At 46.9% G+C, this 24,168-nt stretch carries 20 protein-coding genes and 1 pseudogene; 20 read left to right on the top strand and 1 reads right to left on the bottom strand.

Translation table 11 applies throughout. The features are described from left to right. Positions 1–155 precede the first annotated feature (155 nt). The 17 genes from EV146_RS21855 to EV146_RS21775 all read left to right on the top strand — a co-directional run bounded on the left by EV146_RS21855 (position 156) and on the right by EV146_RS21775 (position 20,832). Complete coding sequence (locus tag EV146_RS21855) at positions 156–1,919, top strand: Rieske (2Fe-2S) protein (protein ID WP_132010751.1); 1,764 nt, start codon at positions 156–158, stop codon at positions 1,917–1,919. 448 nt (positions 1,920–2,367) lie between these two features. Next, positions 2,368–2,532, top strand: coding sequence for a hypothetical protein (locus EV146_RS27220; RefSeq protein WP_158287170.1), 165 nt, complete (start codon positions 2,368–2,370; stop codon positions 2,530–2,532). A gap of 300 nt (positions 2,533–2,832) precedes the next feature. Continuing rightward, positions 2,833–6,846, top strand: coding sequence for a glycosyl hydrolase (locus EV146_RS21845; RefSeq protein WP_132010749.1), 4,014 nt, complete (start codon positions 2,833–2,835; stop codon positions 6,844–6,846). A 391-nt stretch (positions 6,847–7,237) separates the two neighbouring features. After that, positions 7,238–7,885, top strand: coding sequence for a sulfite exporter TauE/SafE family protein (locus tag EV146_RS21840; RefSeq protein ID WP_132010747.1), 648 nt, complete (start codon positions 7,238–7,240; stop codon positions 7,883–7,885). 545 nt (positions 7,886–8,430) lie between these two features. Next, entirely contained in the window at positions 8,431–9,801 is a 1,371-nt protein-coding gene (locus EV146_RS21835) for a hypothetical protein (protein ID WP_132010745.1), read from the top strand. A gap of 14 nt (positions 9,802–9,815) precedes the next feature. Next, on the top strand, positions 9,816–10,772 hold the full coding sequence (locus EV146_RS21830) for a phosphoglycerate dehydrogenase (RefSeq protein WP_132010743.1): 957 nt from the start codon (positions 9,816–9,818) through the stop codon (positions 10,770–10,772). Beyond that, positions 10,754–11,914: a M20 family metallopeptidase gene (locus EV146_RS21825; protein ID WP_132010741.1), complete on the top strand. Its 1,161-nt coding sequence runs from the start codon at positions 10,754–10,756 to the stop codon at positions 11,912–11,914. The genes EV146_RS21830 and EV146_RS21825 overlap by 19 nt, the downstream gene beginning before the upstream one ends. A gap of 263 nt (positions 11,915–12,177) precedes the next feature. After that, the gene (locus EV146_RS21820; RefSeq protein WP_132010739.1) at positions 12,178–12,957 is read left to right on the top strand and encodes a fumarylacetoacetate hydrolase family protein; all 780 of its coding nucleotides are present in this window, start codon (positions 12,178–12,180) and stop codon (positions 12,955–12,957) included. 21 nt (positions 12,958–12,978) lie between these two features. Further along, the gene (locus EV146_RS21815) at positions 12,979–13,977 is read left to right on the top strand and encodes a Bug family tripartite tricarboxylate transporter substrate binding protein (protein WP_158287169.1); all 999 of its coding nucleotides are present in this window, start codon (positions 12,979–12,981) and stop codon (positions 13,975–13,977) included. Positions 13,978–14,033: 56 nt separating this feature from the next. Further along, entirely contained in the window at positions 14,034–14,480 is a 447-nt protein-coding gene (locus tag EV146_RS21810) for a tripartite tricarboxylate transporter TctB family protein (RefSeq protein WP_132010735.1), read from the top strand. A 12-nt stretch (positions 14,481–14,492) separates the two neighbouring features. Next, positions 14,493–15,998: a tripartite tricarboxylate transporter permease gene (locus EV146_RS21805; protein ID WP_132010733.1), complete on the top strand. Its 1,506-nt coding sequence runs from the start codon at positions 14,493–14,495 to the stop codon at positions 15,996–15,998. A gap of 11 nt (positions 15,999–16,009) precedes the next feature. After that, a complete protein-coding gene (locus EV146_RS21800) occupies positions 16,010–16,774 on the top strand; it encodes an SDR family NAD(P)-dependent oxidoreductase (RefSeq protein ID WP_158287168.1) in 765 nt (254 codons plus the stop codon). A 42-nt stretch (positions 16,775–16,816) separates the two neighbouring features. Then, entirely contained in the window at positions 16,817–17,179 is a 363-nt protein-coding gene (locus EV146_RS21795) for a DUF3870 domain-containing protein (protein ID WP_158287167.1), read from the top strand. A 101-nt stretch (positions 17,180–17,280) separates the two neighbouring features. Continuing rightward, entirely contained in the window at positions 17,281–18,294 is a 1,014-nt protein-coding gene (locus EV146_RS21790) for an NAD(P)H-quinone oxidoreductase (protein WP_241994008.1), read from the top strand. Next, entirely contained in the window at positions 18,291–19,373 is a 1,083-nt protein-coding gene (locus EV146_RS21785; RefSeq protein ID WP_132010727.1) for an amidohydrolase family protein, read from the top strand. The genes EV146_RS21790 and EV146_RS21785 overlap by 4 nt, the downstream gene beginning before the upstream one ends. A 15-nt stretch (positions 19,374–19,388) precedes the next feature. Further along, the gene (locus tag EV146_RS21780) at positions 19,389–19,742 is read left to right on the top strand and encodes a Rieske (2Fe-2S) protein (protein ID WP_132010725.1); all 354 of its coding nucleotides are present in this window, start codon (positions 19,389–19,391) and stop codon (positions 19,740–19,742) included. 46 nt (positions 19,743–19,788) lie between these two features. Then, entirely contained in the window at positions 19,789–20,832 is a 1,044-nt protein-coding gene (locus EV146_RS21775; RefSeq protein WP_132010723.1) for an Ldh family oxidoreductase, read from the top strand. 831 nt (positions 20,833–21,663) lie between these two features. On the opposite strand, the gene EV146_RS21770 is transcribed toward EV146_RS21775, so the two are convergent. Beyond that, positions 21,664–22,911: a YopA family protein gene (locus tag EV146_RS21770; RefSeq protein WP_132010721.1), complete on the bottom strand. Its 1,248-nt coding sequence runs from the start codon at positions 22,909–22,911 to the stop codon at positions 21,664–21,666. 298 nt (positions 22,912–23,209) lie between these two features. On the opposite strand from EV146_RS21770, the gene EV146_RS28250 reads away from it, so the two are divergent. The 3 genes and pseudogenes from EV146_RS28250 (at position 23,210) to EV146_RS28425 (ending at position 24,048) form a co-directional block, all read left to right on the top strand. Beyond that, positions 23,210–23,380, top strand: a complete 171-nt coding sequence (locus tag EV146_RS28250) for an Ldh family oxidoreductase (RefSeq protein ID WP_132010719.1) — start codon at positions 23,210–23,212, stop codon at positions 23,378–23,380. Between the two features lie 17 nt (positions 23,381–23,397). Continuing rightward, a pseudogene (locus tag EV146_RS28430) lies at positions 23,398–23,704 on the top strand (Ldh family oxidoreductase). After that, a complete protein-coding gene (locus tag EV146_RS28425) occupies positions 23,704–24,048 on the top strand; it encodes an Ldh family oxidoreductase (RefSeq protein WP_132010713.1) in 345 nt (114 codons plus the stop codon). The pseudogene EV146_RS28430 and the gene EV146_RS28425 overlap by 1 nt, the downstream one beginning before the upstream one ends. Positions 24,049–24,168: the final 120 nt, after the last annotated feature.

Genomic DNA, 24,168 nt, shown 5'->3' with positions numbered 1-24,168 from the left:
TTATCTATCAGCCTTTTGGATGAGAAAAGCCCACACTTATGAAGGATTCTTGTATTCCATCAATAATATAAAGTAGTAGATAACAATTTTTGTATGCCCTCTATTCATTCTTATCTAGAGGGTCCATTGAAATTTCATTTTTGGGAGTGATACCATTGTCAGAATTGATTTATGCAGGTTCATTAAAGACGCTTGAAGATGAAGGTGCAAAGGTAATTAAAGGTGTAGGTCATGCAATTGCAGTATTTGTTTACGAAAAACAAGTCTATGCGGTGGATAACCGTTGTCCGCATATGGGCTTTCCCCTCCATACAGGAAGCCTATGTGATGGGATTTTGACGTGTCACTGGCATCATGCCCGCTTTGACATAAAAAGCGGAGGAACCTTGGATCCATGGGCAGATGATGTCCCTACTTATCCTGTCGAGATTAAGGAAGATGAGGTTTGGGTTCACCCAGTTCCTTTTAATAAGGTGACAATCGAAAAATTGAGGCAGCGATTACGCGACGGCCTTGAGCAAAATATTAGTCTTGTCATCGCAAAATCGGTTGTCGGATTGATGGAAGCAGGTTTTCCATCGACAGAGATTGCAAAAATCGGCGTCGACTTCGGGACTACATATCGGAGCAGTGGATGGGGATCGGGATTAACGATTTTAACAGCCATGGTAAATGTATTACCTAAGTTGGATAAAACTGGACAGGTTTTAGCCCTGTTCCAAGGCCTGGTTCATGTTGCAAGGGAAAGTTCTGGAATGGGAACACGCTTTTTACTTGGGTCCCTTCCTGTATCAAATGAAAAGAATACCCAATCATTCGAACAATTATCGGAATGGTATCGTCATTGTGTGGAGGTGCGGGATTCACAGGGGGCTGAGCGGGTACTATTGACCGCGATAGAATTGGGATTCTCGAACGAGCAGCTTGCTGACATGATGATGACTGCAGTCACGGATCATTTTTATGTAAATACAGGTCATACTCTTGATTTTCATAATAAAGCATTCGAGATTCTAAATCAGATTGGTTTTGAGCATCGACCCTATATATTGTCATCATTGCTACCTGATATCGGGGATGTAACCCGCAATGAAGAATCCCATAGCTGGCAATCTCCTGTGAACTTGGTCAAACCATTAATGGAGGCGTTCCCAAAATTATCTGATATCCTTGCTAATGTCACATTACGAGGGGGCGCTGATATAGATGAAACAGCCTTGGTTGAACAAATTTTATCAGATGACCCTATAAAAACGGTAAATACGATGTTGGATGCACTTAAAAACGGCGTTACTCCATCCCGTTTGGCCCAGCTGGTAACTTTAGCGGCTGCTGATCGAATTTCCCGTTTCCATGTACAAAATGATTTCAGGGATTGGATTACCGTACTTCATACATTTACTCACGCACATGCGGTACATGAATCGTTACGCCGCTCTGCTACACCTGAATTGACCAGAGCTGTTTTTTATGGAGCAATGAGTGTGTATCTTGATCGTTTTCTTAATACACCGTCTGCAAGAAGACCGGAACCAAAGGATGTAGAAACTGAACCGCAGAACCCTTCAGAATTATTGGAGATGATGAATCAACAACAACAGGTTGCAGAATCAGCAAGATGGGTAGTGAATTACCTGGCACGCGGCGGTGATAAAAGTGAACTCTACAATACGCTCGGGCACGCTTTACTAAGAGAGGATGCAGAGTTTCATTCATTTCAAATGTATGAAGCAGCAATGATTGAACACGATCATTGGGAAAAAGAGGAGTCCAAGCTTGCTAGGTATGCTCAGGAAACATTGATCCTCGCAGTAACACGTTATCTAGCAGGCCATGCCCCAACTGCTAGAGAAATGCCACATACAGCACAAATTGCAATGCGCCTCCACCGAGGAGAAAAATTATTTGAAGATGATTGATCGATTGGACTACTCCTACTTTGGGAGATGAAGATAGAAAAGATTTGCAATTAAACATAGATGATATCCTTGAGAACTATTTTCTAATTGCGGATTTCGTGTTAGTACTCGAGTTGAGAGAAAGGTGCAAAATGCCCATCTTGAAGACTTTTCAAAGCTAATAGAACATTTTGATGATAAGAACAATGTAGAAGCGCTCCTCTCAAATAAGACTGTGTCGAACTGAGACGCGATGTTTGCGATATCCGTCGTCACCTTGATTCCGGTGTTCGTCATCTCTTCCTGTTCCAGCGCTACATTGTGGAAGGGATGAGCACCAGCGGGTTGAAAGGGTGACGGCTGCACATCCTTGCACAGGAACCCAAAAAGAACCTTCGGAAGGGAAGGTTCTTTTTTGTTGCCCGCTCTTTTCCTATTGCGAGATGACCGCACGTGAGAACTTGAAGTATTGGTTTTTGGAGACCGTGATACTGTAACGGCCGTTGGAATTGTCGTTCTGGACGATTTCGTCGTTCCCGATTGGACCGGTCATGGCGGCCACATATCCTTAACCCTGGCTTTCCAGGATGTAGGTACCTGCCGGGATGCCGGGATGTTGACCCCTACTTTGTAGTATCAGGCACCAATATGGATTCTTTATTGTTGATAAATTCTTAAATCACAAAGTGATAATAATTGGTTGACATAGACACCCCCAATATTAATGTTTTTTAAATTTTTGAAAACTCCCGAAAATCGACCCCTAATTCCGAAGTCTGTCTCCTTTTTCTTATAAAGATTACTAGGTATGTTTAATGTAAGCGTATGCATCGGGCTGATCGCAACCATTTGGAAGGATATTATTATTTTCTTAGATTGATGCAACACAGTATTCACTGTATTGTATACAAATTTTATAAAGGGAGGAAATCAATTGAGAAGCAAAAGGTTCCTAGCAACTTTATTAGCATTGATCATGTGCATTACCACAGCATCTTCCGGAGTAACTTCCTATGCTAAGGATACCGGTGTGGACGGCTCCGAAACCGCTAAAAAAGCGGTGTCCGATCCGATTGATGAATTTATTGCTGCCCAGAAGGAACTCCTTGACGAGCCGGATCAAGAATACTGGCCAGGGAGCCGCTGGTGGATGTCGAATGGTTTACACACCGATGAAACCATCATCGCTGGCGTTAAAGAGCTCCACGATATGGGTATTAGTGTTGTCGAAATCGTATACAGAGATGGAGGCGAGAGATTGCCTGCAGACCTAGACACGAGTGGAAAGTATGGTTGGACATCCGACACGACACCTGCGAATATTTATGCCTGGGGCTCGGAGGAATGGAAACACGATACATCGCTGATCATCAAGGAAGCCACAAAGTACGGCATGGGTTTCAGCATGACAAGTGGCACCAACTGGTCAAACGCTAACTTACCCGATACACATCTCAAACCCGATGACGATGGGGCTGGCAAGTCACTTGGCTATCGGATCCAGACCGTAACCGGCGGCGAGGAGTTCAACGGAACGCTTACCAGGTCTAGCAAGACGGGTCGTGAAGTGTCCAGACAGGATTTGGTCGCCGTCGTCGCGATGAAACGCGACCCCTCTTCGGATGGCGCTATAAACACGGCCGGCAATATTGCGTACGCCACGTCCGACCCGGAAAGGGCCATGGTGTATGACGATGAGGCGACAGTTGTACTAACTGACAGGGTCAAACGCGACGGCGCACCCGTTACGAAAGAGAAAATGAAAGACCCCACCGGCCAGGCAGATTTCACGCTGAATTGGTCACCACCTGACAACGGCACCTATGACATCTACTCCTTCTGGATACAGGCTACCGGCCAAAGCGCGACGCCATCATCAGGTACGAACTACACCATCAACTATATAGATCCTTACGGAGTAGAAGCACTTATCGACTTCTATGAAAAAGACTTTTTCACTGACGATCTTAAAAAGATCATCCGCGAGAATGGCCGGGGTGAGATCTACATGGATTCTCTTGAAGTCTCCACCTCGAATGGCCAGACAGGTCAATTCTGGGGATATACCCTTATGGACGAGTTCAAGAAGCGTCATGGTTATGACCTGACTCGCTATTTGCCTTACATCATTCGTACCGGTTCTCGTGCTGAGTATACGCAATATCTCACAAAGATGCTGGGCAACAATGATGTGAAGGAGGCGAAGATCCGCGCCGACTTGTACGCCGTCATGACGGATTCTTATGTTAATAATGTGCTTCTTCCGCTCAAAAAATGGCTAAACAAAGAGCTAAACATGAAGCTTCGTGCCGAAATTGCCTTCAATCTGCCCTATGAGCTCTCCCTGTCAGGTCGCGGTGTAGATTACGTTGAAGCTGAATCGTTGGATTTCGGCGAGCAGATTGAAAACTACCGGGGATTTGCCGGAGCGGCTAACGTCTATGGCCGCCGCCTCTCATCCGAGACTGGAGCTCTTAACGGTCAGACCTATGCGCACGGTCTGGAACGGTACATGAGGATGGTCAATACTCAGTTTGCCGGCGGCATCCAGCACACGGTGTGGCACGGTTACTCCAGCCTCTCAGGTGTGAAGCCGATTGATGATAAACAAGGGACTCCAACATACTGGCCCGGCAACGATATGATGAGTTCTAATTTTAGTGATCGCTTAGGTCCTCGTCAACCGGCCTTTGATCACTATGACGATTTCATGACCAAGATCTCCCGCGATCAGGCAGTCCTCCAGCAGGGCAAGGCGCAGGTCGATCTGGCGATCATGCATACCGACTACTATACTGTCCACGATTACGTCGGTTCCGCCACGGACGTAGATCTGATGCGCAACCGCAAGGCCAATTTCATGAAGGATCTGTCTTTGCAGGACGCCGGATACACTTATAATTTCTTGGCACCTGAAAATCTTGAAAATCTGGAAGCTGAAGGCATCGTCGATTACGACCCAGACCAGGGTCTGATTCCCGAGAATGTGGGCTATCAGGCTGTAATTGTCTATCAGGAAAACATGAGAGTGAAAAGCGCCGAGAAGTTGCTCGAGCTGGCCGAGAAAGGCCTGCCGATCATCTTCGTGAATGGTCTTAACGTTCGACATATGCTCACCAAGGGCACAAACAATTGGGGCCAGGCGATAGGCTCAAGTAGCCCGAATGCTGACACTGTCAGCAAAGCATTATGGTCCGTCAGCAAGATCCACGAGCAGGCCGCTGCCTATACTTTGGGTCTTGGCGAAGACGATGCCCAACTGAAAGGTATCGTAACTAAGCTAAAGGCACTGCCTAATGTAATTGAACTTAGTCCGGATGATCTGCCGACCGATCCGCACAATCCGGATCCAGAGGGATGGGGCTATGACGACAAATACTTCTACAACAAGACTGGCATTCTCGAAGCACTGCAAGACTTGGGTATCCGTCCGCGCGCTGAGTTTACCGAATCCAACAAGAACTATTTCACTGTAATGCGCAAAACCGACGATACGCTTTACCTGTGGGCGTACAATTTCATGTCGGACGATGAATTTAAACCCCAAAAGGTAAACTTCGACTTAAATAATGACATAAACATCAGCGTAAGTGAAATAGGTAAGCCCTACACCATCAACACATGGACCGGCGAAATCGCCGAACTGGGCGACTATACTATTAAAGATGGCCGTATCAGCTTCGACTTGACCCTTGAGCCCGGCGAAACCACTGTCATCGCGCTCGATCTGAAAAACCCTGGCGATGGGGTGCACGCCGTCTCCACAAATGCCGATAAAGCGCTGCTAAACAATGGCGCCCTGTCCGTGTACGCCACGGAAACCGGTACTTACAAAACGGTGCTTAGTGACGGAACTGAAGTGGTTAACGAAATCCAGGCGCCAGCCAACATCAGCTTGCCCGAATGGAATTTGACGGTCGAAGACTGGACCAGAGGTGAACTGGTGGATATCACAGAGAACCGGGGCAAGGGCTATACAACGACCGAATCCTACTGGACGACTAAAAAGACGCCCATCGTAGTGGGCAAAACTTCGTTGATCCCTTGGAAAGACATTCCGGCTGTGGGGGATAAAGTCTCCGGAATAGGGACCTACACTACCACCTTTAAGCTACCAGAGGACTGGTCCGACGCCAACGGCGCGTATCTTGATATAGAATCTCTCTCTCGTAACACCGCATACGTGTGGGTCAACGGACAGAGGGCGAGGGGTCTAGACATCGTTGCCGGCACCGTAGACGTCAGTGAGCTGCTCCAGCCGGGTGTTAACACCATTAAGGTAGAGGTGTCCAGCACCCTGAGAAACCGCTTGATCGACCTTAAATATCCGGGCATGAATCCTAATAGTAATAATCTTCCTGGTGGTCCGCCTCCCCCGAATGGTGGCAGGTACTCCATTAAAATGCCACCAGCTGATTACGGCATGGTCGGCGACACGCAGCTAGTAACGTATACAAAAGCCCTTGTTTATGATAGCGTTGCGGAGAAAGACAAAGCGCTACTGCGCGGATTGATTGAAGAAGCGGAAAAACTGTTGGTAGAAGACTATACGGATGACAGTTGGCAAGCTCTTCAAGTTGCTTTGGAAGCTGCGAAAACAGTAGTGGCCAACGATAAATCTACCCACGATGCTATCGTTTCCGCAAAGGCATCCTTACAGGCTGCTATTGATGCTTTGATTAAAATTGTTATGGTCGTGTCCAACGGAAACAGGCAAAGCAACATCGACTTCGAAATCAAGTCGGCCAACGGAAAGGGTTACATGTTATATATTTCAGAAACCGGCGAAGCCGACTCCTTTAAAAAGTATTCCAACGTCAATTACAATTCGAAGGGGGTTCACGTTAAGGGCCTGACCAACGGCAAAACTTACTACGCGTATATCGTGTATTCAAGCGGCGAGGTATATAAGAAAAGTGCTACAGCTGTTTTGAATCCAAGTAAATAGTCACTATGGGTAAACGTGGCATTCAGGTCGGCTTGGCTGCCTGGAATGCAGCTATCATGTACATCATCATGCAGAGATTTTGTAAGCTAACATAAAAAAATATAAACAGATATACCCGCGTCAAGGCTAATGCCTTGTTTAAAATAACAGGAGGGAAAAGCGGTTTATGAACTAGAGTCGGGAAGTTATGATTTCCGCTCGATTATTGCGGGTAATAAAACTGCAAATTATTAAGTGAGGGAGTATGCAGACAATCTTGTCTGCATGCTTTTTTTAACTCCCGAAAATCGCCCCCCCAATCCAAAGGAGGAGCAAAAGCTCATAGATGCTGGATATTTATATCAAAAACAAACAGATTGGCATTAAATTTACTCGAGATGGTTAAATAATAATGAGTATAACCATTACAATGTTCTTTCTTGGGATCATATTAGGATTTATTGAGGCAGGGGGATCCGGATTTATCATTGCGATTCTTGTTACGATATTTGGCGTACCAATCCATACGGCTTTAGGGACTGCAATGGCCGCCATGTGCTTAAGTACATTGACGGGAAGCTGGATCCATTTTCGGGAAGGAAACTTAAATTTAAAGCAAGACTTAAAAGTGGGCTTTTTTGGAGGGATTGGCACTTATCTTGGCACCCAGTTGACGCCGTTTATAGATCCAAATGTTTTAATGTTTTTCACTGTGGGAGGCTTAGCTTTATCGGGACTGCTACTTTGGCTGAGGACGAATTTAAACTTAGAAGAACAAAACCAGGAATTCGAGCTGAAAACAATGAAATATATGGCCGTTGGAATGGGGAATGGATTAATATCCGGGATTTATGGAATAGGTGCTGCCCCATTTATCCCATTGTCCCTGATTAAATGGCTTCATTTCCCGATTAGGATTGCTGTGGGAACTGCCATGCTTGTCATTCTGCCAATTGCTCTATTCGGATCCTTTGGCTTTTTTCAAAATGGCTATTTGGGAGGGGCGCTATTCTTAAAAAGTTGCTTCAGGGACAATCATTGGTACATACCTGGGAGCTAAGTTAACCAGGAACTACCGCGGGCCGTCTTACGATCTGGAATGGTTCTCACACCAATTACAAGTGCCATCTTGCTATTAATTAACTTTCTTTAAGTAATTTATCAGTGGTGATTGGAGCAAATAAAATAAGGAAGGCTGCCAGATCTTTAGGTAGTCTCTTTTACATAGGACACTTCGAACCACTAATAATTTTGTATTTATTAATAAAGTTATAAATAATAATATTTATATCTTGGAACTGTCTTCAAAACTTCTGCCCAACAATAAGAAAAAGATTGCGGAATTTTGGACAATACAAAATGGATGCGAAACTAAAAGGAAAAAGGGATTCAATTCCTTTTTAAAAGCGTTAAATTTTTCTACTAAGCAATAAATCGTTTTTTAACAAAAGAAAACGCTTCCCTTTTTTGCACATTCCTCGTTATAATGAATTCATCAATGGGTTTCTATCGGGAAGGCTCTAATCAAAGCCTTGTCATTTAGTAAAAACTCAGTCCCTTGCTATAGGACTGAGTTTTTTTCATGTCTAGGAAAGGAAGATGAACATGAATTCACTTGCAGAACCTGCACGGGACCGGCAAGGGATCATGATTGGCCTGTTGGCAGTCGGGTATATGCTGGTAGAGCTGATTCCGGTACACCTAGTCAAAATGGTGGTATCACTTGTCATCATGCTGGTCATTCTTTGGGTACTCCCACGGGTACAGGGATCCTTTATGGTCATTTCGCTGTCCCTTTTGTCCGCGGGAATCCTCCTGATGATCCTGTACCACGCCAGTCTGGAGGAATGGCTGAAGGCTGCCCGGGTAAACCTTACCCTTGTCGCCATCTTCCTATTTACCCCTCTCCTTGGGATTCCTGTCAGGACTGGAGGTTATGTGGAAGCCCTGAAAACCTTATTGGCACGGAAAATGAATAATCCTAACTTCTTTTTTGCGGGATCCAGTCTCCTTTCCCACTTACTTGGGGTGGTTTTGAACATTGGCGCCATCTCCATTGTCCATGAACTGTCCAGAGCCTCCCAAATCCAAGACAAGAGGTTGGTGGCTGCCAGCATCAACAGAGGGTTCGTCAGCACCATTTTTTGGTCTCCTTATTTTTCGGCGATGGCACTCATTTTGAGCAGCCTTTCTGTCAAGTGGACTGACGTCCTTCTGTACGCCTTGGGTCTTAGTTTGATCGCCCTTATTGTGAGTTACCTGTTCGAAAGACCATATGCTTTGAAAAAAGAAGCAGATGAACGGGAGGAACACCACGACGAAAGGGAAAGGAAAAAGGCGAAGTGGAAGGTCATGGAGCTGTTTTTGCTCCTATTCATCATGGTGGCCACGGTGCTGCTCGCAGAAAGGCTGACATCATCGACCATGACGTTCATCATTTGCGTCCTTTCCGCCACTTATCCGCTTTTTTGGTGCTTGCTGAAGGGAGAGGGAGCCGCGTATAAAAAAGAGCTTAAGAACCATGTCTTCATTGGAATCCCGAGGATGAAAAAGGAAATCGTCCTCTTCCTGATAGCGGGTTTCTTCAGCGGGGCTTTTGTGAAGAGCGGATGGAGCAATGCCATTGTGGAAGGGCTCAACGGAGCGTTTTCCCAGTACCAGATCCTAATTGCCTATCTCATCGCCTTTTCCATTGTGGCGACAGCCGTGATGGGCCTACATCCCATTGTAGTAGTAACGATAGTGGCAACGAGCATCGATCCTCTCAAACTAGGATTCTCCCATGAATTCTTTGCCATCCTCCTTCTGTCAAGCTGGGGAATCTCCAACACAGTCTCACCAGCAACTGCCGTCAACAACCTGCTTTCCGCACTGTTGAAGGAGGACCTATTCAAGGTTTCGATGCACTGGAACCTGAAATTTGCTTTGGTCATGCTATTCATCATCCCGATCTACCTTAAGGCGGTCGGCATTTAAAAGGAGGAAGACACATGTATAAAATCGTTTCATCATCTCCGACGTTCGGAAAGTATTCGAATAAACCCGTTACATACCTTGAAAAGGAACATTGTAGTGTGACCATCTTGGAACCCGGGGTGGCGGATGACGAGGAAAAGTTCGCTGAGGCGCTTAAGGATTGTGATGCACTGATTGTCGGAGTGGAGAAAGTGACGAGGAAGGTATTGGAGGGGGCCAAAAGCCTTAAAGTGATTGCCAAGCACGGAGCAGGAGTGGATAACATTGACCTTCTTGCGGCGAAGGAGCGGAACATTCCTGTCGCTTTCGCCCCTGGAGCCAACCGACATGCCGTCGCCGACCTTGCCCTGGGACTCATGCTCTCCCTTGCGCGCGATATCCCCTCTGCACACCAGGAGGTTTCTAATGGAGAATGGCCGAGGGTGATCGGAACTGAATTATTTGGAAAGACCTTAGGGGTCATCGGGACAGGGAAAATTGGAAAGGAAGTGATTCAGCGAGCAAAAGGATTTTCCATGAACATCTTGGCGCTGGATCCCTTCCCGGATTCCGAATTGATGGCTTCCGGAGTCCAGTATGTATCCAAGGATACCCTGATCTCAACCAGTGATTTCATTACTATCCACACCGACCTCAACGAAGGATCTAGAAATCTGTTTGACTGGAACGCCTTTCGGAACATGAAAAAGACATCCTATCTCATCAATACGGCTAGGGGCGGCATCGTCGATGAAGAAGCCCTCTATGAAGCGTTGAAAGCGGGTGAGATTGCAGGGGCTGCCCTCGATGTATTCCTGCGGGAACCAGCGAACACGTCTCCCCTTCTTACGCTCGGGAACTTCATCGCCACGCCCCACATGGCCGGCTACACCACGGAAGCCCTGGAGGAAGTTGGCTTGATTACAGCGAGGAACATTATCAATGTGCTGAATGGAAAGAGGGCGGAATACGAATGGAAGGTGCCGGTATGAGAGTGGAAGAGGTCTTGAAGCAATTGCTGGAAAAGGAACAGGACTCCCTCACCTTAATGAAAAAATTCGTGGAAACTGAGAGCTTTTCCCATGACAAGGATGGCATCAACAAGCTGGTCGGCATCTTGAAAAAAGCCTTCGAAGTCTTTCCAGTAGAGATACAGGAGGTTGTAGAACAAGAGGTAGGAAACCACTTGAAAATAGAATGGGGACAAGGACCCCGGCAAATTACGATCCTCTCTCATCTGGATACCGTCTATCCTCGGGGTACTCTTGAATCGATGCCTTTCCGGTTCGAGGAAGGGAAGGTGTATGGGCCAGGAGTATATGACATGAAGGCCTCTTATGTCATGATGTACCACCTTTTCAATCTCCTGGAGGAAGGCTCTCTTCCTGTCGATCTTAAAATTTTATGGCTCCTCACCTCCGATGAAGAGGTTGGGAGTCCCCATGGGAAAATCCATGCAATGGAGGAAGCGGCCAGAAGTGAAGCGGTGCTCGTCCTAGAGCCCTCTGGGCATGGTGGCGCGCTTAAGACCGCAAGGAAGGGTGGAGGCAAATTCACTGTCGAGGTTCAGGGAATCGCCGCTCATGCAGGGGTGAACCCCGAAGACGGCGCGAATGCCATTGAGGAATTATGCCGCCAGCTTATTGAAATCACTGGATTTGCAGCCCCCTCCATCGGCACCACCATCAATATAGGAGAAATCAAAGGCGGGACCCTCTTCAACGTGGTCCCAGAACTTGCTTCCGCAGAAGTAGATGTGAGGGTGTTGGAGCATGAGGAAGGGGAAAGGGTGGAACAAGCCTTTAAGAACCTTTCTTCCTTTAACACCAAAACTCGTTTGACGGTGAAGGGGAGCATGTACCGTCCGCCCATGCCGAGAAGCGAGGAGACCGAAAGACTGTTTCACATTGCATCCCAGGTAGGGAAACAACTTGGTCTATCCTTAACAGAAGTCACGACGGGAGGAGGGTCGGACGGGAATTTTGCGGCAAGTGCAGGAGCCCCGGTCCTGGATGGACTCGGGGTAGTCGGAGGATACGCCCATTCCCCAGATGAATACTTATGGCTCGACAGCCTTGCGGAAAGGACGGCCCTTCTTTATGGGATCATCCTATCCCTTGCCCAAAATCGATGATCCCCTGAGGGAATCCTCTTCGGGGGAATCCCCTTTTTTTCGATAATAAACAACATTTCCATGTTGACAATAGTTTTTTAGTCGTGGTAAGATTCAGATAATTAAAACTTTCGTAATATATTATCAGCTGAATATCTACTGGGGAGCTACTAAAATAGTTTCTCAATTCCTAGATATGACTCAGCGGCAACCATACCCGGCATCATGGGGTTGTTTGTCATTGGGTCTTTTTCATGGACTTTTTTAAAAGAGGAGGAAGGAAATTGAAAATTGCGCGTTTTTTAGAAAGCGGTTCCATTCATTATGGGGTACTTGAAGGGGATGTCCTTAACAAAATTAAAGGTGATATCTTCGGAGATTACACTGTCACAGATGAAAAAGTATCATTATCGGATACAAAACTTTTGGCCCCGATTCAGCCTGGCAAAGTTATCGCCATTGGCCTTAACTACAAGAAGCATGCGGAGGAAGTCAACAAGCCTCTCCCTTCCGAGCCAATGATGTTCCTGGTCTCTCCGACCGCCATCGTAGGACCGGATGAGGAAGTCGTGATTGCAAACCCGGAGAACCGGACCGAACATGAAGCGGAGATTGCGATCGTGATTGGAAAGGAAGCCGAAGAGGTATCCGTGGAAGATGCGCTTCAATATGTATGCGGTTACACCATCTGCAACGACATCTCGGACCGGGTGCTTCAGAAGAAGGATGGACAGTTCACTCGGGCGAAAAGCTTTTCCACCTATAAGCCGCTCGGGCCGGTCATTTCAACGGACATCAACCCTGACAACGTTGAAATCTTGCTGAGGGTCAACGGAGAGACCCGCCAGGACTCAAACACTAGTGACATGATTTTTTCTACCGCGGAGATTATTTCCTTCGTATCCAATGTCATGAGGCTGGAGCCAGGGGATATCATCATTACAGGAACTCCATCCGGCGTCTCACCTCTTCAGGATGGGGATGTGATGGAAGCAGAAATAGAGGATATCGGAATCCTTTCCAATCCGGTCCGTGTCAAACAAACGGTAGGCTCGACCATCTAATTAGAAAAAAGGGGGATGTTTATGAAAAAGAAAGCATTGTTTTTCCCGATTGCCGCAGCAGTCCTGGCCATGGGCCTTGCCGGATGCGGAAGCCAGGCAACAGGCGAGAAAAAGGCAGGGGCAAAATCCAATTATCCGACAAAGGCTATTACCATGGTGGTTCCGTTTGCGCCAGGAGGTACGACTGACAGTGCTGCACGCGCGCTTGCAGGCTTGGCCAACAAGTATCTTCCAAACGAGCAAACAGTGGCAATTGTCAATAAGGACGGAGGGGCCGGGACCATCGGGATGAATGATGTGGTCCAGGCGAAGCCGGACGGTTACACCATAGGAATGGCGACATCCGGTCCGATCACCATCAAGACCCACTCGAAGGAAGTGGCTTACAAGCCGGAAGACTTTAAGCCGATCATTCAGGTGGTAGCGACCCCGAACGTACTCGTCGTAAAATCGGATTCTCCAATCAAGACTTATGAAGATTGGTTGGAATATGTTAAAAAGAACCCCAATAAGTTCACGTACGGAACAAGTGGTGCCGGGCTGACTCAGCATATCACGATGGAAAACCTTATGACCAAGACAGGTGTAAAGGTGAAGCATGTTCCATTTAAGGGCGGCGCACCCGCTTTGACCGCCCTCCTCGGTGGGAACCTCGAGGGAGCGCTCGTTCAGACACCTGAAGCGATTCCCCATATTGAGGAAGGATCGCTCCGTCCGATTTGGATTTCCGGAACCTTTAAGCCGGAAGAACTCAAGGATGTTCCGTTGCTGACGGAAAAGGGAGTGGATGTGGAACCGGATGTATGGACAGGCCTTATGGCACCATCCAAAGTTCCAGATGATGTCGTCAAGGTCCTACACGACTCGTTCCAGAAGGCACTAGAAGATCCTGCTGTGATTGAGCAGTTTAAGAAGATTGGAACCGAGCCTGTCTACAAGAGCAGTGAGGAGTTCCAGAAGACCATTGACAACGACTACAAGGAAAACGGAAAAGTCCTTGAGGCGATTGGGTTGAAATAAAAAGAGTGGGGGCGTTCGGGGTACCGTCCGCCCAGCTCCAATGGAGAGGTGACATCATGCGAAATGCTGGCATTTGGGCTTCCATCGTGAGTATGGCTTTTGCCGGAACATTCCTATATCAAAGCACAAAGGTGGATTATGATGGAGCACTTGGATTCGGGCCCGGATTTTTCCCGCTATGGCTGAGCATCATCATGCTGGTCCTGTCGGTGATCTACCTATTCAGTTCACTGAAAGAAAAGATACATATAAGGAAACTCCTCCCCGAGGGGAATTCATGGGTGGACTTCCTTCTCATCCTCCTTTCCATGGCGGTCTTCGTCTTTCTTTTGGAAAGGGTCGGTTTTGTCCTTTCCGGCACCATCTGCCTTATCCTTTTATTGATTCGAACGTTCAAATGGTATTACACAGTCCCTTTGTCCGTCGGAATCACACTCGCAATCTTTTTCATATTCGCTAAAGCACTGGCTATCCCGTTGCCAGTGAACGCACTTGGATGGTAAAGGGGTGATATCATGGAATCCTTAGATTTGTTGCTGAATGGGTTTGCTCAGGCCCTTACCTGGCAGAATCTTTTGTTTTGCATTATCGGAGTATCAGTAGGAATGTTCGTAGGTGTCATGCCAGGACTAGGCCCTGTAGCAGGGACGGCCATCCTCATCCCGCTAACGTATGGAATGGAACCGACATCTGCGATCATCATGCTGTCTGGGATTTATTACGGCGCTATGTACGGAGGCACGATTACATCGGTCCTCATCAACATCCCCGGGGAGGCAGCCAGCGTCATCACCTGCATCGACGGGCACCAACTTGCCAGGCAGGGAAGGGCGGGTGTCGCCCTTGGGGTATCGGCAATCGGTTCCTTTGTCGGGGGAATTACCGCGCTTCTTGGGCTAGCCTTCATCGGGCCGCCTCTTGCGGATTTCGCCCTGCGATTCGGACCTCCCGAATTTTTCTCACTCATGCTTCTCGGCCTTATGATGTTGATCGGGCTTATGGGAAAATCATTGATTAAAGGCTTTATCGCCGCCATTTTCGGACTTCTCCTTTCCTTCGTTGGGATTGACCCGGTTTCAGGAAGCACTCGTTTCACCTTTGGGCTTCCAGAGTTCTTCGGAGGAATTGATTTCGTCATTGTGGCTATGGGCCTCTTCGGGATATCCGAGATCCTCTACAATGCCGATCAGAAGCACAGGGCGGAAAAGCCGGCGAAAGTGAAGGGAATGTTTCCTCGCAAGGAGGAATGGGCCCCGACGATGAAATCGATCGGAAGGGGAACGGGACTCGGATTCCTTATTGGTCTCGTCCCTGGAGCAAACGCGGTCCTATCGGCCCTTGCCTCCTACGCGCTTGAAAAGAAAGTTTCAAAAAATCCCGATTCCTTCGGGAAAGGGGCCATTGAAGGCGTTGCGGGTCCTGAGACCGCAAACAACGCGACCAGCGGAAGCTCCCTCATCCCGTTGTTCACCCTGGGACTACCGAGCTCGCCGACCGTTGCGGTCATATTAGGGGCCTTTATCATGCATGGCCTTCAGCCTGGGCCAAAACTCTTCAGGGAAAATGCAGATTTCGCCTGGGCGGTGATTGCGAGCATGTTCATCGGGAACGTCATCCTCTTGCTCATGAATCTCCCACTTGCCAACCTTTGGGCGAAAGTCGCACAGGTGCCATACAAGATTCTACTCCCACTGATCATGATGTTTACGATGGTGGGTGCCTACACCGTCAAGAACTCCGTTTTTGACATCGGGCTCATGATGGTGTTCGGGGTGATCGGCTATTTCATGAAGAAGCTTGAGCTCCCGATCGCTGCGACAGTTCTGACCCTTGTCCTTGGAAGCCAGCTGGAGTCGTCTCTTCTTCAGTCTCTGGCCATCTCGAACGGGGGCGCGGGAATCTTCTTCACAAGGCCGATTTCGGTCACCTTGCTCATCCTCACTGCGGTCATTCTCGTCGGAACGATCCTTGCCGGGATGAAAAACAAAAAGGAACTTTTCGGGACGGATATTGAAATATAGGAGGAGTCGTTGTGAGATTAGAAGGGAGAGTAGCCCTGATTACGGGGGCAGCCAGAGGGCTCGGTTTCACGATGGCCGAGACCTTGGCGAAGGAAGGGGCTGCGGTGGTCGTGAACGACCTCGACGGCCAATTGGTGGAAGAGGCTGTCACCGCACTCCGTGACAAAGGAGCAAAGGCAGACGGTTTTGCCGCCAATGTCACCAACAAGGAACAGGTCATTTCCATGGTCGACCATGTGATGAACACGTTCGGCCGGCTGGACATCCTTGTCAACAATGCCGGTGGCGCCCTTCGGACTCCGAAAAAACTGGAAGACATTACAGAGGAAGATTGGGACCTCGTCCTCGACGTGAACCTGAAGGGAACGTTCCTTGTCTCACAGGCAGCCGTTCCTGTCATGAAGGAACAGGGAGGGAGCATCATCAACCTCTCGAGCATCGGCGGGAGGACCGCTAGCATCGTGACGGGTGTCTCCTATGCGGCGGCAAAAGCCGGTGTTGTCGGATTCACCAGGAGGCTCGCCAAGGAGGTCGGCCCTTACGGGATCCGGGTCAATGCCATCGCTCCAGGCCTTGTCCTTTCCGGGGAACGCCTACAGGAAACATGGGACCACATGCCGGAAGGCGAACAGGCAGAAGTGTTAGATGCCATCCCGCTTAGGAGGCTTGGCAGCATACAAGAGATGGCGAATGCCATTACATTCCTAGCGAGTGGTGATTCTTCCTACATGACGGGTTCGGTCCTGGATGTGAATGGCGGCCGGTTCATGGGGTAAAAAGCGGTTGAATGCCCCTACTATTCTGTCATATAATATTATTTGAACATAATTAATATTTTGACAGAAGGGGAGCCCATGAAAACAGAAGAAACCATCCTTGTGACAGGATTCGCGCAAGGCCCTAAGGGGACAACCGTCTATGAGACGTATAAAACAATTGGTGTCGTGCTGGTGATCAACACGAGGACCGGTGTGATTGAAGACGCCCAGTTCACCGTGCTGACGGACCTGATGGATACCTATATCTCGTCGCTCATCAAGGGGTATGACACAACCCAGGGCATCAACCCGCTATTGGAGAAAGTGAAGAAGCATTGTCTGGTTCCTTCCCAGGGAGCCGTAGTGCAGGCCATCCGGTCTGCGTGGGATCGGTATCAGGAAAGCCGACTGGTCAGGATATAAGAAAGCTGGTTATCTATGGGGGCCAACCCAAATTTGGTCTCGGAAAGTAGGTAAAACCCAGTGACAAGAGAGGACCTCTCTTTGTTGCTGGGTTTTTTTATATGAAAAAAGGAGGCTTGAAAATGAAGGCCTTGCTGGTAAAGGACACAACAAAAACGCTTTACATAGGGGAGTGCAAGGATCCCGTCATAGGTGAGGAAGAGGTGCTGGTATCGGTGAAGGCGACAGCCCTGAACCGGGCAGATCTTCTTCAGAAAATGGGGAAATACCCACCTCCTCCAGGAGAATCTTCTATCATTGGACTTGAAATGGCGGGAGTGGTGGAAAGAACAGGGGAAAAGGTCACAAGGTGGAAGCCGGGGGACCGCGTGTGCGCCCTTCTTGCGGGAGGGGGATATGCCGAAAAAGTAGCGGTCCATGAGGGGCTGTGCCTCCCGTTGCCGGAAGGGATGGACTTCGAGGAAGCAGCAGGCATCCCGGAAGCATTCCTCACCGCCTATCTCAACCTTTTTGAACTCGGTCGACTAAAGTCAGGAGATTTCTGCCTGATCCATGCTGCCGCTAGCGGTGTCGGAACATCCGCCATCCAGCTTGCCCTAGCAGCCGGGGCCATTCCGATTGCGACGGCAGGAAGCAACGAGAAACTTGAGTTATGCCGGAAGCTAGGCGCCCACTACCTCATTAATTACCGGGAAGAGGATTTTGCCGAACGGGTGAGGGACCTCACGCAGGGGCACGGGGCGGACGTCATCCTCGATCCTGTCGGAGCCTCTTATTTCGAGAAGAACCTAGAATCCGTAGCCGTGGACGGCCGGTGGATTGTCATCGGCGGGATGGGAGGATATGAAGTGGAAAAAGTACCACTACGTTCCTTAATGAGGAAAAGGGCGTCCCTCATCGGGTCCACGCTAAGGTCAAGGAGGACGGAAGACAAGATTTCCTTGATCGAACATTTCCAAGATTTTTCGTGGAAACGCTTTATTGATGGAGATCTCTCACCTGTCATAGACAGGGTGTATAGCTGGAAGGAGGCCAATGAGGCCCACTCCTATATGGAACAGAACAAGAACCTTGGAAAAATTGTCATGACGATAAATGAGGAGGAAAAATCATGAGTACCGAAACAAAATTAGAAAAACAACCAAAGAAGACCCTCCAGGGCATTATTGATACAGATGTGCATCATGAAATCAAATCCACCAGGGACCTTCTTCCTTATATGAGTGAACACTGGCAGCGGTATATCCGCGATTATGGGTGGGTTCCCGAGAGGAGCATTCCATTCAATCAGATTCGTAAAGAAACAAAATATCGGATGGACACGAGGCCGGAAGACGGGTCAACACCGGGAAGCGACTTTAACCTCCTGAAGGAACAGCTACTCGATAAGCATGATATGACCTATGCCGTCCTGACAGGATGGTTCTACGAGGCAAGTGTGGCAAAGGGGTGGTATGAATTTGCCGCCGCTCGAGCATCCGCCTATAACGACTACACCATTGAGCAATGGCTCTCGAAGGATAAGCGCCTGCTTGGGAGCATCACCATCCCACAGGATCCGGTTGCCGCTGTTAGAGAAATCGAACGTGTTGCCTCTCATCCTCAGATGGTACAGGTGATGTTGCCGATTGCGGATTTCGCTTGGGGAGACCCGATGTACCACCCAATCTTTGAGGCAGCGAACCGGTATGGACTAAAGGTTGCCATGCATTTGTCCGCCACCATCACTGCTCAGGGAGGGGATTTCCTCCGTTATTATGTGGCATGGAGATCTGTCCACCCGCAGGCCTACATGACCCAGACCATCTCACTTATTACCAACGGCGTGTTTGATAAGTTCCCTGACCTTCAGGTGGCACTTGTGGAAGGCGGGTTTGAATGGGTGCCGTTTATGATGCACCGAATGGATTCCGCCTATAAGGCGCTCCGTGCGGAGACACCTTGGGTCAAGAGGATGCCGAGCGATTACTTCCGTGACAACATGAGGTTTACGACTCAGCCATGGGATGACCTTACACCAAAGCAGTTTTTGAACGTAATCGACATGATGGGTTCCGAGGACATGATCATGTACGCGTCGGATTATCCTCACTGGGATTTCGATCCACCGGAAAGGACCATTCCAGGAGGGGTGTCCGAAACGCTCAAGAATAAAATTCTGTTTGAGAACGCCCGGAATTTCTATGGGCTTTAGGAAAGGGTGGATGAGATGAGGCATCAGGTCTGCACGGTGAGGGAATTGGAACTGTTTCAAAAAGTGCCGGTCCAGATCAACGGGAAGGCGGTCGTGGTCGTCCGCTCCGAGGACGGGGGCGTCTATGCCCTACGAGATGTGTGCCCGCACAAGGGGCCATGCCTGTCGGATGGGATGATGGATAAAGGCTGCACATCCAATGAAGTCGGGGAATACATCTTTGAAAAGGAAAAGGAAGTCCTTCGTTGCCCTTGGCACAGCTGGGAATTCGACATCAGGACAGGGAAATCTCTTTTTGCCCCTGAGAAAGTAAAAGTGAAAACCTACGAGGTGTCCGTCGAGAACGACCAAGTATTCGTAAACATGTAGAATTTGCCCATTAAATAAGACTGAATAGAAGAAAGAAGGGATACATATGGATTTTCAAGCTTCTCATTTGAGAGATTTCTCCAATAGCATTCTCCAGAAGGCAGGGGTTCCGGATCATGAAGCCGACGTCATCACTGCAACCATGATTGAGGCTGATGCACGAGGGATCCACAGTCATGGACTCATGAGGCTCCCGATTTATATTGAACGCATTCAGAAGGGATATATTCTGAAGGAAGCCCATATTACGGTAGAAAAGGAACACAAGGGGACGGCCCTAATAGACGGTCATTATTCGGCCGGCCAAGTCGTGGCGACTAAAGCAATGGACATGGCCATCGAGAAAGCAAGGGAATTCGGAATTGCGGCCGTGTCGGTCAAAAACTCGAATCATTTCGGGATTGCCGCCCATTACGCTTTAAAAGCAGCGGAAAAAAACATGATTGCGATTGTCATGAGCAACACCGCCCCTCTCATGCCTCCGACTGGAGGAGCGGAGAAGGTACTTGGGAACAATCCCTTGGCCATCGCTGCCCCGTCGGATGGCAAGAACCCAATTCTTTTGGACATGGCCCTTTCAAATGTGGCCCTCGGAAAAATCATCTTTGCCAAGAACAAAGGTGTATCCATCCCTGAAGGGTGGGGAACCGACAAGAACGGGTCACCCACAACCGACCCATCCGCTGTCCTCGACGGGGGATTCGTGCTACCGGTTGGAGGGCCTAAGGGATTCGGGCTCGCTATGATGGTAGAACTTCTCACGGGTGTGTTGTCAGGTGGGGATTTCTCCAAGATGATTCCGAGCATGTACGATACGACCCAGAAGCAGAGCATCTCCCACTTAATGATTGTAATAGACATCTCCACTTTCATGGAGGTAGGTACGTTCGGGCGTTTGAGTTCTACCCTTGGGGAGTATGTAAAACAGGCAGCTCGCGCCCCAGGCGTGGAGGAACTATATCTTCCTGGGGAAATCGAGTTTGGGGTGGAAGCTTCCCGGATGGAAAACGGGATTCCGGTTTCAGATGGAGTACTGGATGAATTGAACAGACTTGCTGCTTCCTTGGGAGTCCAACCACTTTCCGAATAAATGGCATTAAAAATGTAAAGAAGGAACAAAATAAGGATTCATAGATTAATAAATGATAATCAGTTTTACAAGATTGGCAAAACAGAAAATATGTATGTAAATAAGAAATTCCCAAATCGTACTTTTTAGTTGTGAAAAAGGTACGGTTTTTTTTTAAAAGTAAATGTAAAGCGCTTTGACTGAGAAACTGCAGTACGTTTGCTGAGACTGCTATGCCAAGTTAAAAAAGGCACAAAGCCGATCTACTTCTCGGTGTGCCTTCTTTTATTTTATGATACTTAATTAATGTGTTGCGATAAATATAAAAAGCAAATTCACACAAAAAATTAAATATATTGCTTAGTTTTAGGAATAGATTAGATTATTCTACTTTCTTTACGATAATAGTTTTATCGATTCTCACTAGACCTGTCACTGGTGACAACTTCTCATATAATTAAAACTCGTTAAAAAAGTTAGAAATCCTACATTTTTTCAGAAATCTTTTAAATACAATCCAGCGTAGGGTAATTTGGCTCTCTCTTTCAATTCATTTTAGAAACCCATTAGTGTCAACGTTGCTGAAAATTCAGTGTTTACATATTAAGTACTTTCGGAGGTAGATTTGAATACTATATTCAATTGATGCATAACCATATATGACAATAAAATAAAAAAGATGTAACTGTTAGTTACACCTTCCAACAATTCGGTATCTCCTGTAGTTATTTTGTATACTTTGCACCGTCTTTTTTCACCACTGTCACCATTGTAGGATACCGGAGCAGGACAGCCTGTAAGGGGTTACTGTTTCGCAGCCTGCTAGCCATAAGAGTTTTAAATATATAGCTATTAATCCATATTTTCTATCTGCCTCAATAACTCTATTATTTCTTTAGAAAAACGGATATCTTCCTTAAAGTTTAATATTTTTAAGATTACTGATTCAACGAATTCAATACCATGCCCAACAACTGTTTCTAATAACTCTTCCGAATCTAAAAAATATTTTTCCTTTTTATCTGCATGAATTATATTGTTTCTAAAGTCAGTAAACATGTATATACCATCTGACTTGTACTTTGTTAACCTATTATCATTGTTAAAAGTAATTATTTCTTTATTAATTTCTAAATCATAAAACAAAATACGTAAAGCATCAGAAGTTCGTAACTTTTTATAACCCTCTTCTTCAATTACTTCTCTATCTTTTACAAGATATGTCCAAGCTAAAAGCTCAAGAGCCACCTGAGCTGAAACAATTTTCACTTCTGGCATGTTGTTTGAATTAATCGTATGATACCAATTAAGAACTTGTTTTAAAACGTTCTCCCATAACTCATCCTTAAGCTTATAATTCAATTCAACAAATAACTCATTAAATTCTTTAGGTTCAGGTGTTACACTCCTATACCATGTATGATGATATTCATAAATATCAACTTTGTCGCTAGAATAACAATGCCAAATTAAGTCCTTTTGATTAAAGCCTTGTAAGATTGGAATAGAAATCAATCTGCCGTGTACAAATGAAAATAACCATATTAAAGCTTCCATTAGTAAATTAGTTTCTTTTGGCTTAAAAACAGAACCATCTTTTTTTATAATCTTACCAATGCTTGTTATATCAAAGGAATCATTAAAGGAGTCCTGACTTCCTCTTCTAACGGGTTCTATTTCAATTATCCAATCATCAATGTTTATAAGAGTACTATTCATCCCCGAGTTGTTAACTATAAAAAATTCTAAAGATGTAATTTCTTTTTCTTCTCGACTTTTAATTGTATTAAGTTTGCCAATACCTGATGTATAACTTCTTGTACCATCTATACTGCCAACCAAAAAACTTTCCGTTTCTAAATAACCTATTTTATTAACAATACTTGCACCTTTCTGCTCAAATAACATCAAGTCGTAATTATCAGATTCAAATATTACTTCAGGGGTAGGTAATAGTTTTAGAGAAACCTTACCCTGTTCGACAAAGTATTTATTTTTAGAGCTGATGGAATCTTCCGAAAACCAAAGATTACCTGAATAAAGAGTGATTTCTTCAAAGCTATTACAAGCCTTCAAATTTGATAGAAATTTTTCAATCATTGAAAATCCCCCAAAATTAGTATTTTTTTAACTTATTGTTCCCCTGAAAGCTTAATAGCTATTCCTGAAATTCTCGCAAGGGTTTAATAATTATATTTAAAATGTACGTTGTTTAATAAACTTAATTTAATACTTATTTACCACACTCTTTAAAAGAAAACACAGAGTTATTATATTTATAAGTACTTGTGCGGCTATAGTCAATGAAGAGCAGTATAAAAGGTTGCTGTCAAAATGGAGAAACTCAAAAAGCTAAGATGATGACGAAAAATCTAAACAGGAGAAGAAAAAAACGCCAATGCTCTGGTCAGGGAATGATACGGTCCTTTTAGACAGTCATTACTCGGCCGGCCAGGTGGTGGCGACGAAAGCAATGGACATTGCCATCGAGAAAGCAAGGGAATTCGGAATTGCGGCTGTCTCGGTAAAAAACTCGAACCATTTCGGAATTGCCGCCCATTATGCTTAAAAGGAGCGGAAAAGGGCATGATTGCGATTGTCATGAGCAACACTGCCCCTCTCATGCCTCCGACTGGAGGAGCGGAGAAGGTACTTGGGAACAATCCCTTGGCCATCGCTGCCCCGTCGGATGGCAAGAACCCAATCCTTTTGGACATGGCCCTTTCAAACGTGGCCCTCGGAAAATCATCTTTGCAAGAACAAAGGCGTATCCATCCCTGAAGGGTGGGGAGCCGACAAGAACGGGTCCCCCACAACCGACCCATCAGCTGTCCTCGATGGGGGATTCGTGCTACCGGTTGGAGGGCCTAAGAGATTCGGGCGCTCGCCCTGATGGTAGAACTTCTCACGGGGGTGTTGTCAGGAGGGGATTTCTCGAAGATGATCCCAAGCATGTACGATACAACCCAGAAGCAGAGCATCTCCCACTTAATGATCGCAATCGACATCTCCTCCTTCATGGAGGTGGGAACTTTCAGGCGTTTGAGTTCCACATTAGCCGAGTATGTGAAACAGGCAGAACGTGCCTCAGGGGTAGAGGAACTGTATCTTCCTGGGGAAATTGAGTTTGGGGTGGAAGCTTCCCGGATGGAAAACGGGATCCCTGTTTCAGAAGGGGTTCTGGATGATTTGAACAGACTGGCCGCTTCCTTGGGAATTCATCCACTGTCCGCTTAAATCTCATTAAAATGTATAGTGAAGGGACGAGATGACGATAGTCTTTTCTTACAAGAGGCAGACCTTTAGAGGGATACTGTCAACATCCTGCCAAGGACTGCCATGGCTGGGATCTGTAAA

It is taken from the genome of Mesobacillus foraminis, assembly GCF_004340465.1.
GTDB classification, from domain to species: Bacteria; Bacillota; Bacilli; order Bacillales; family Cytobacillaceae; genus Mesobacillus_B; species Mesobacillus_B foraminis.
The sequence above is the reverse complement of the archived record's forward strand: the minus strand, read 5'-3'. Positions and strand labels throughout refer to the sequence as shown.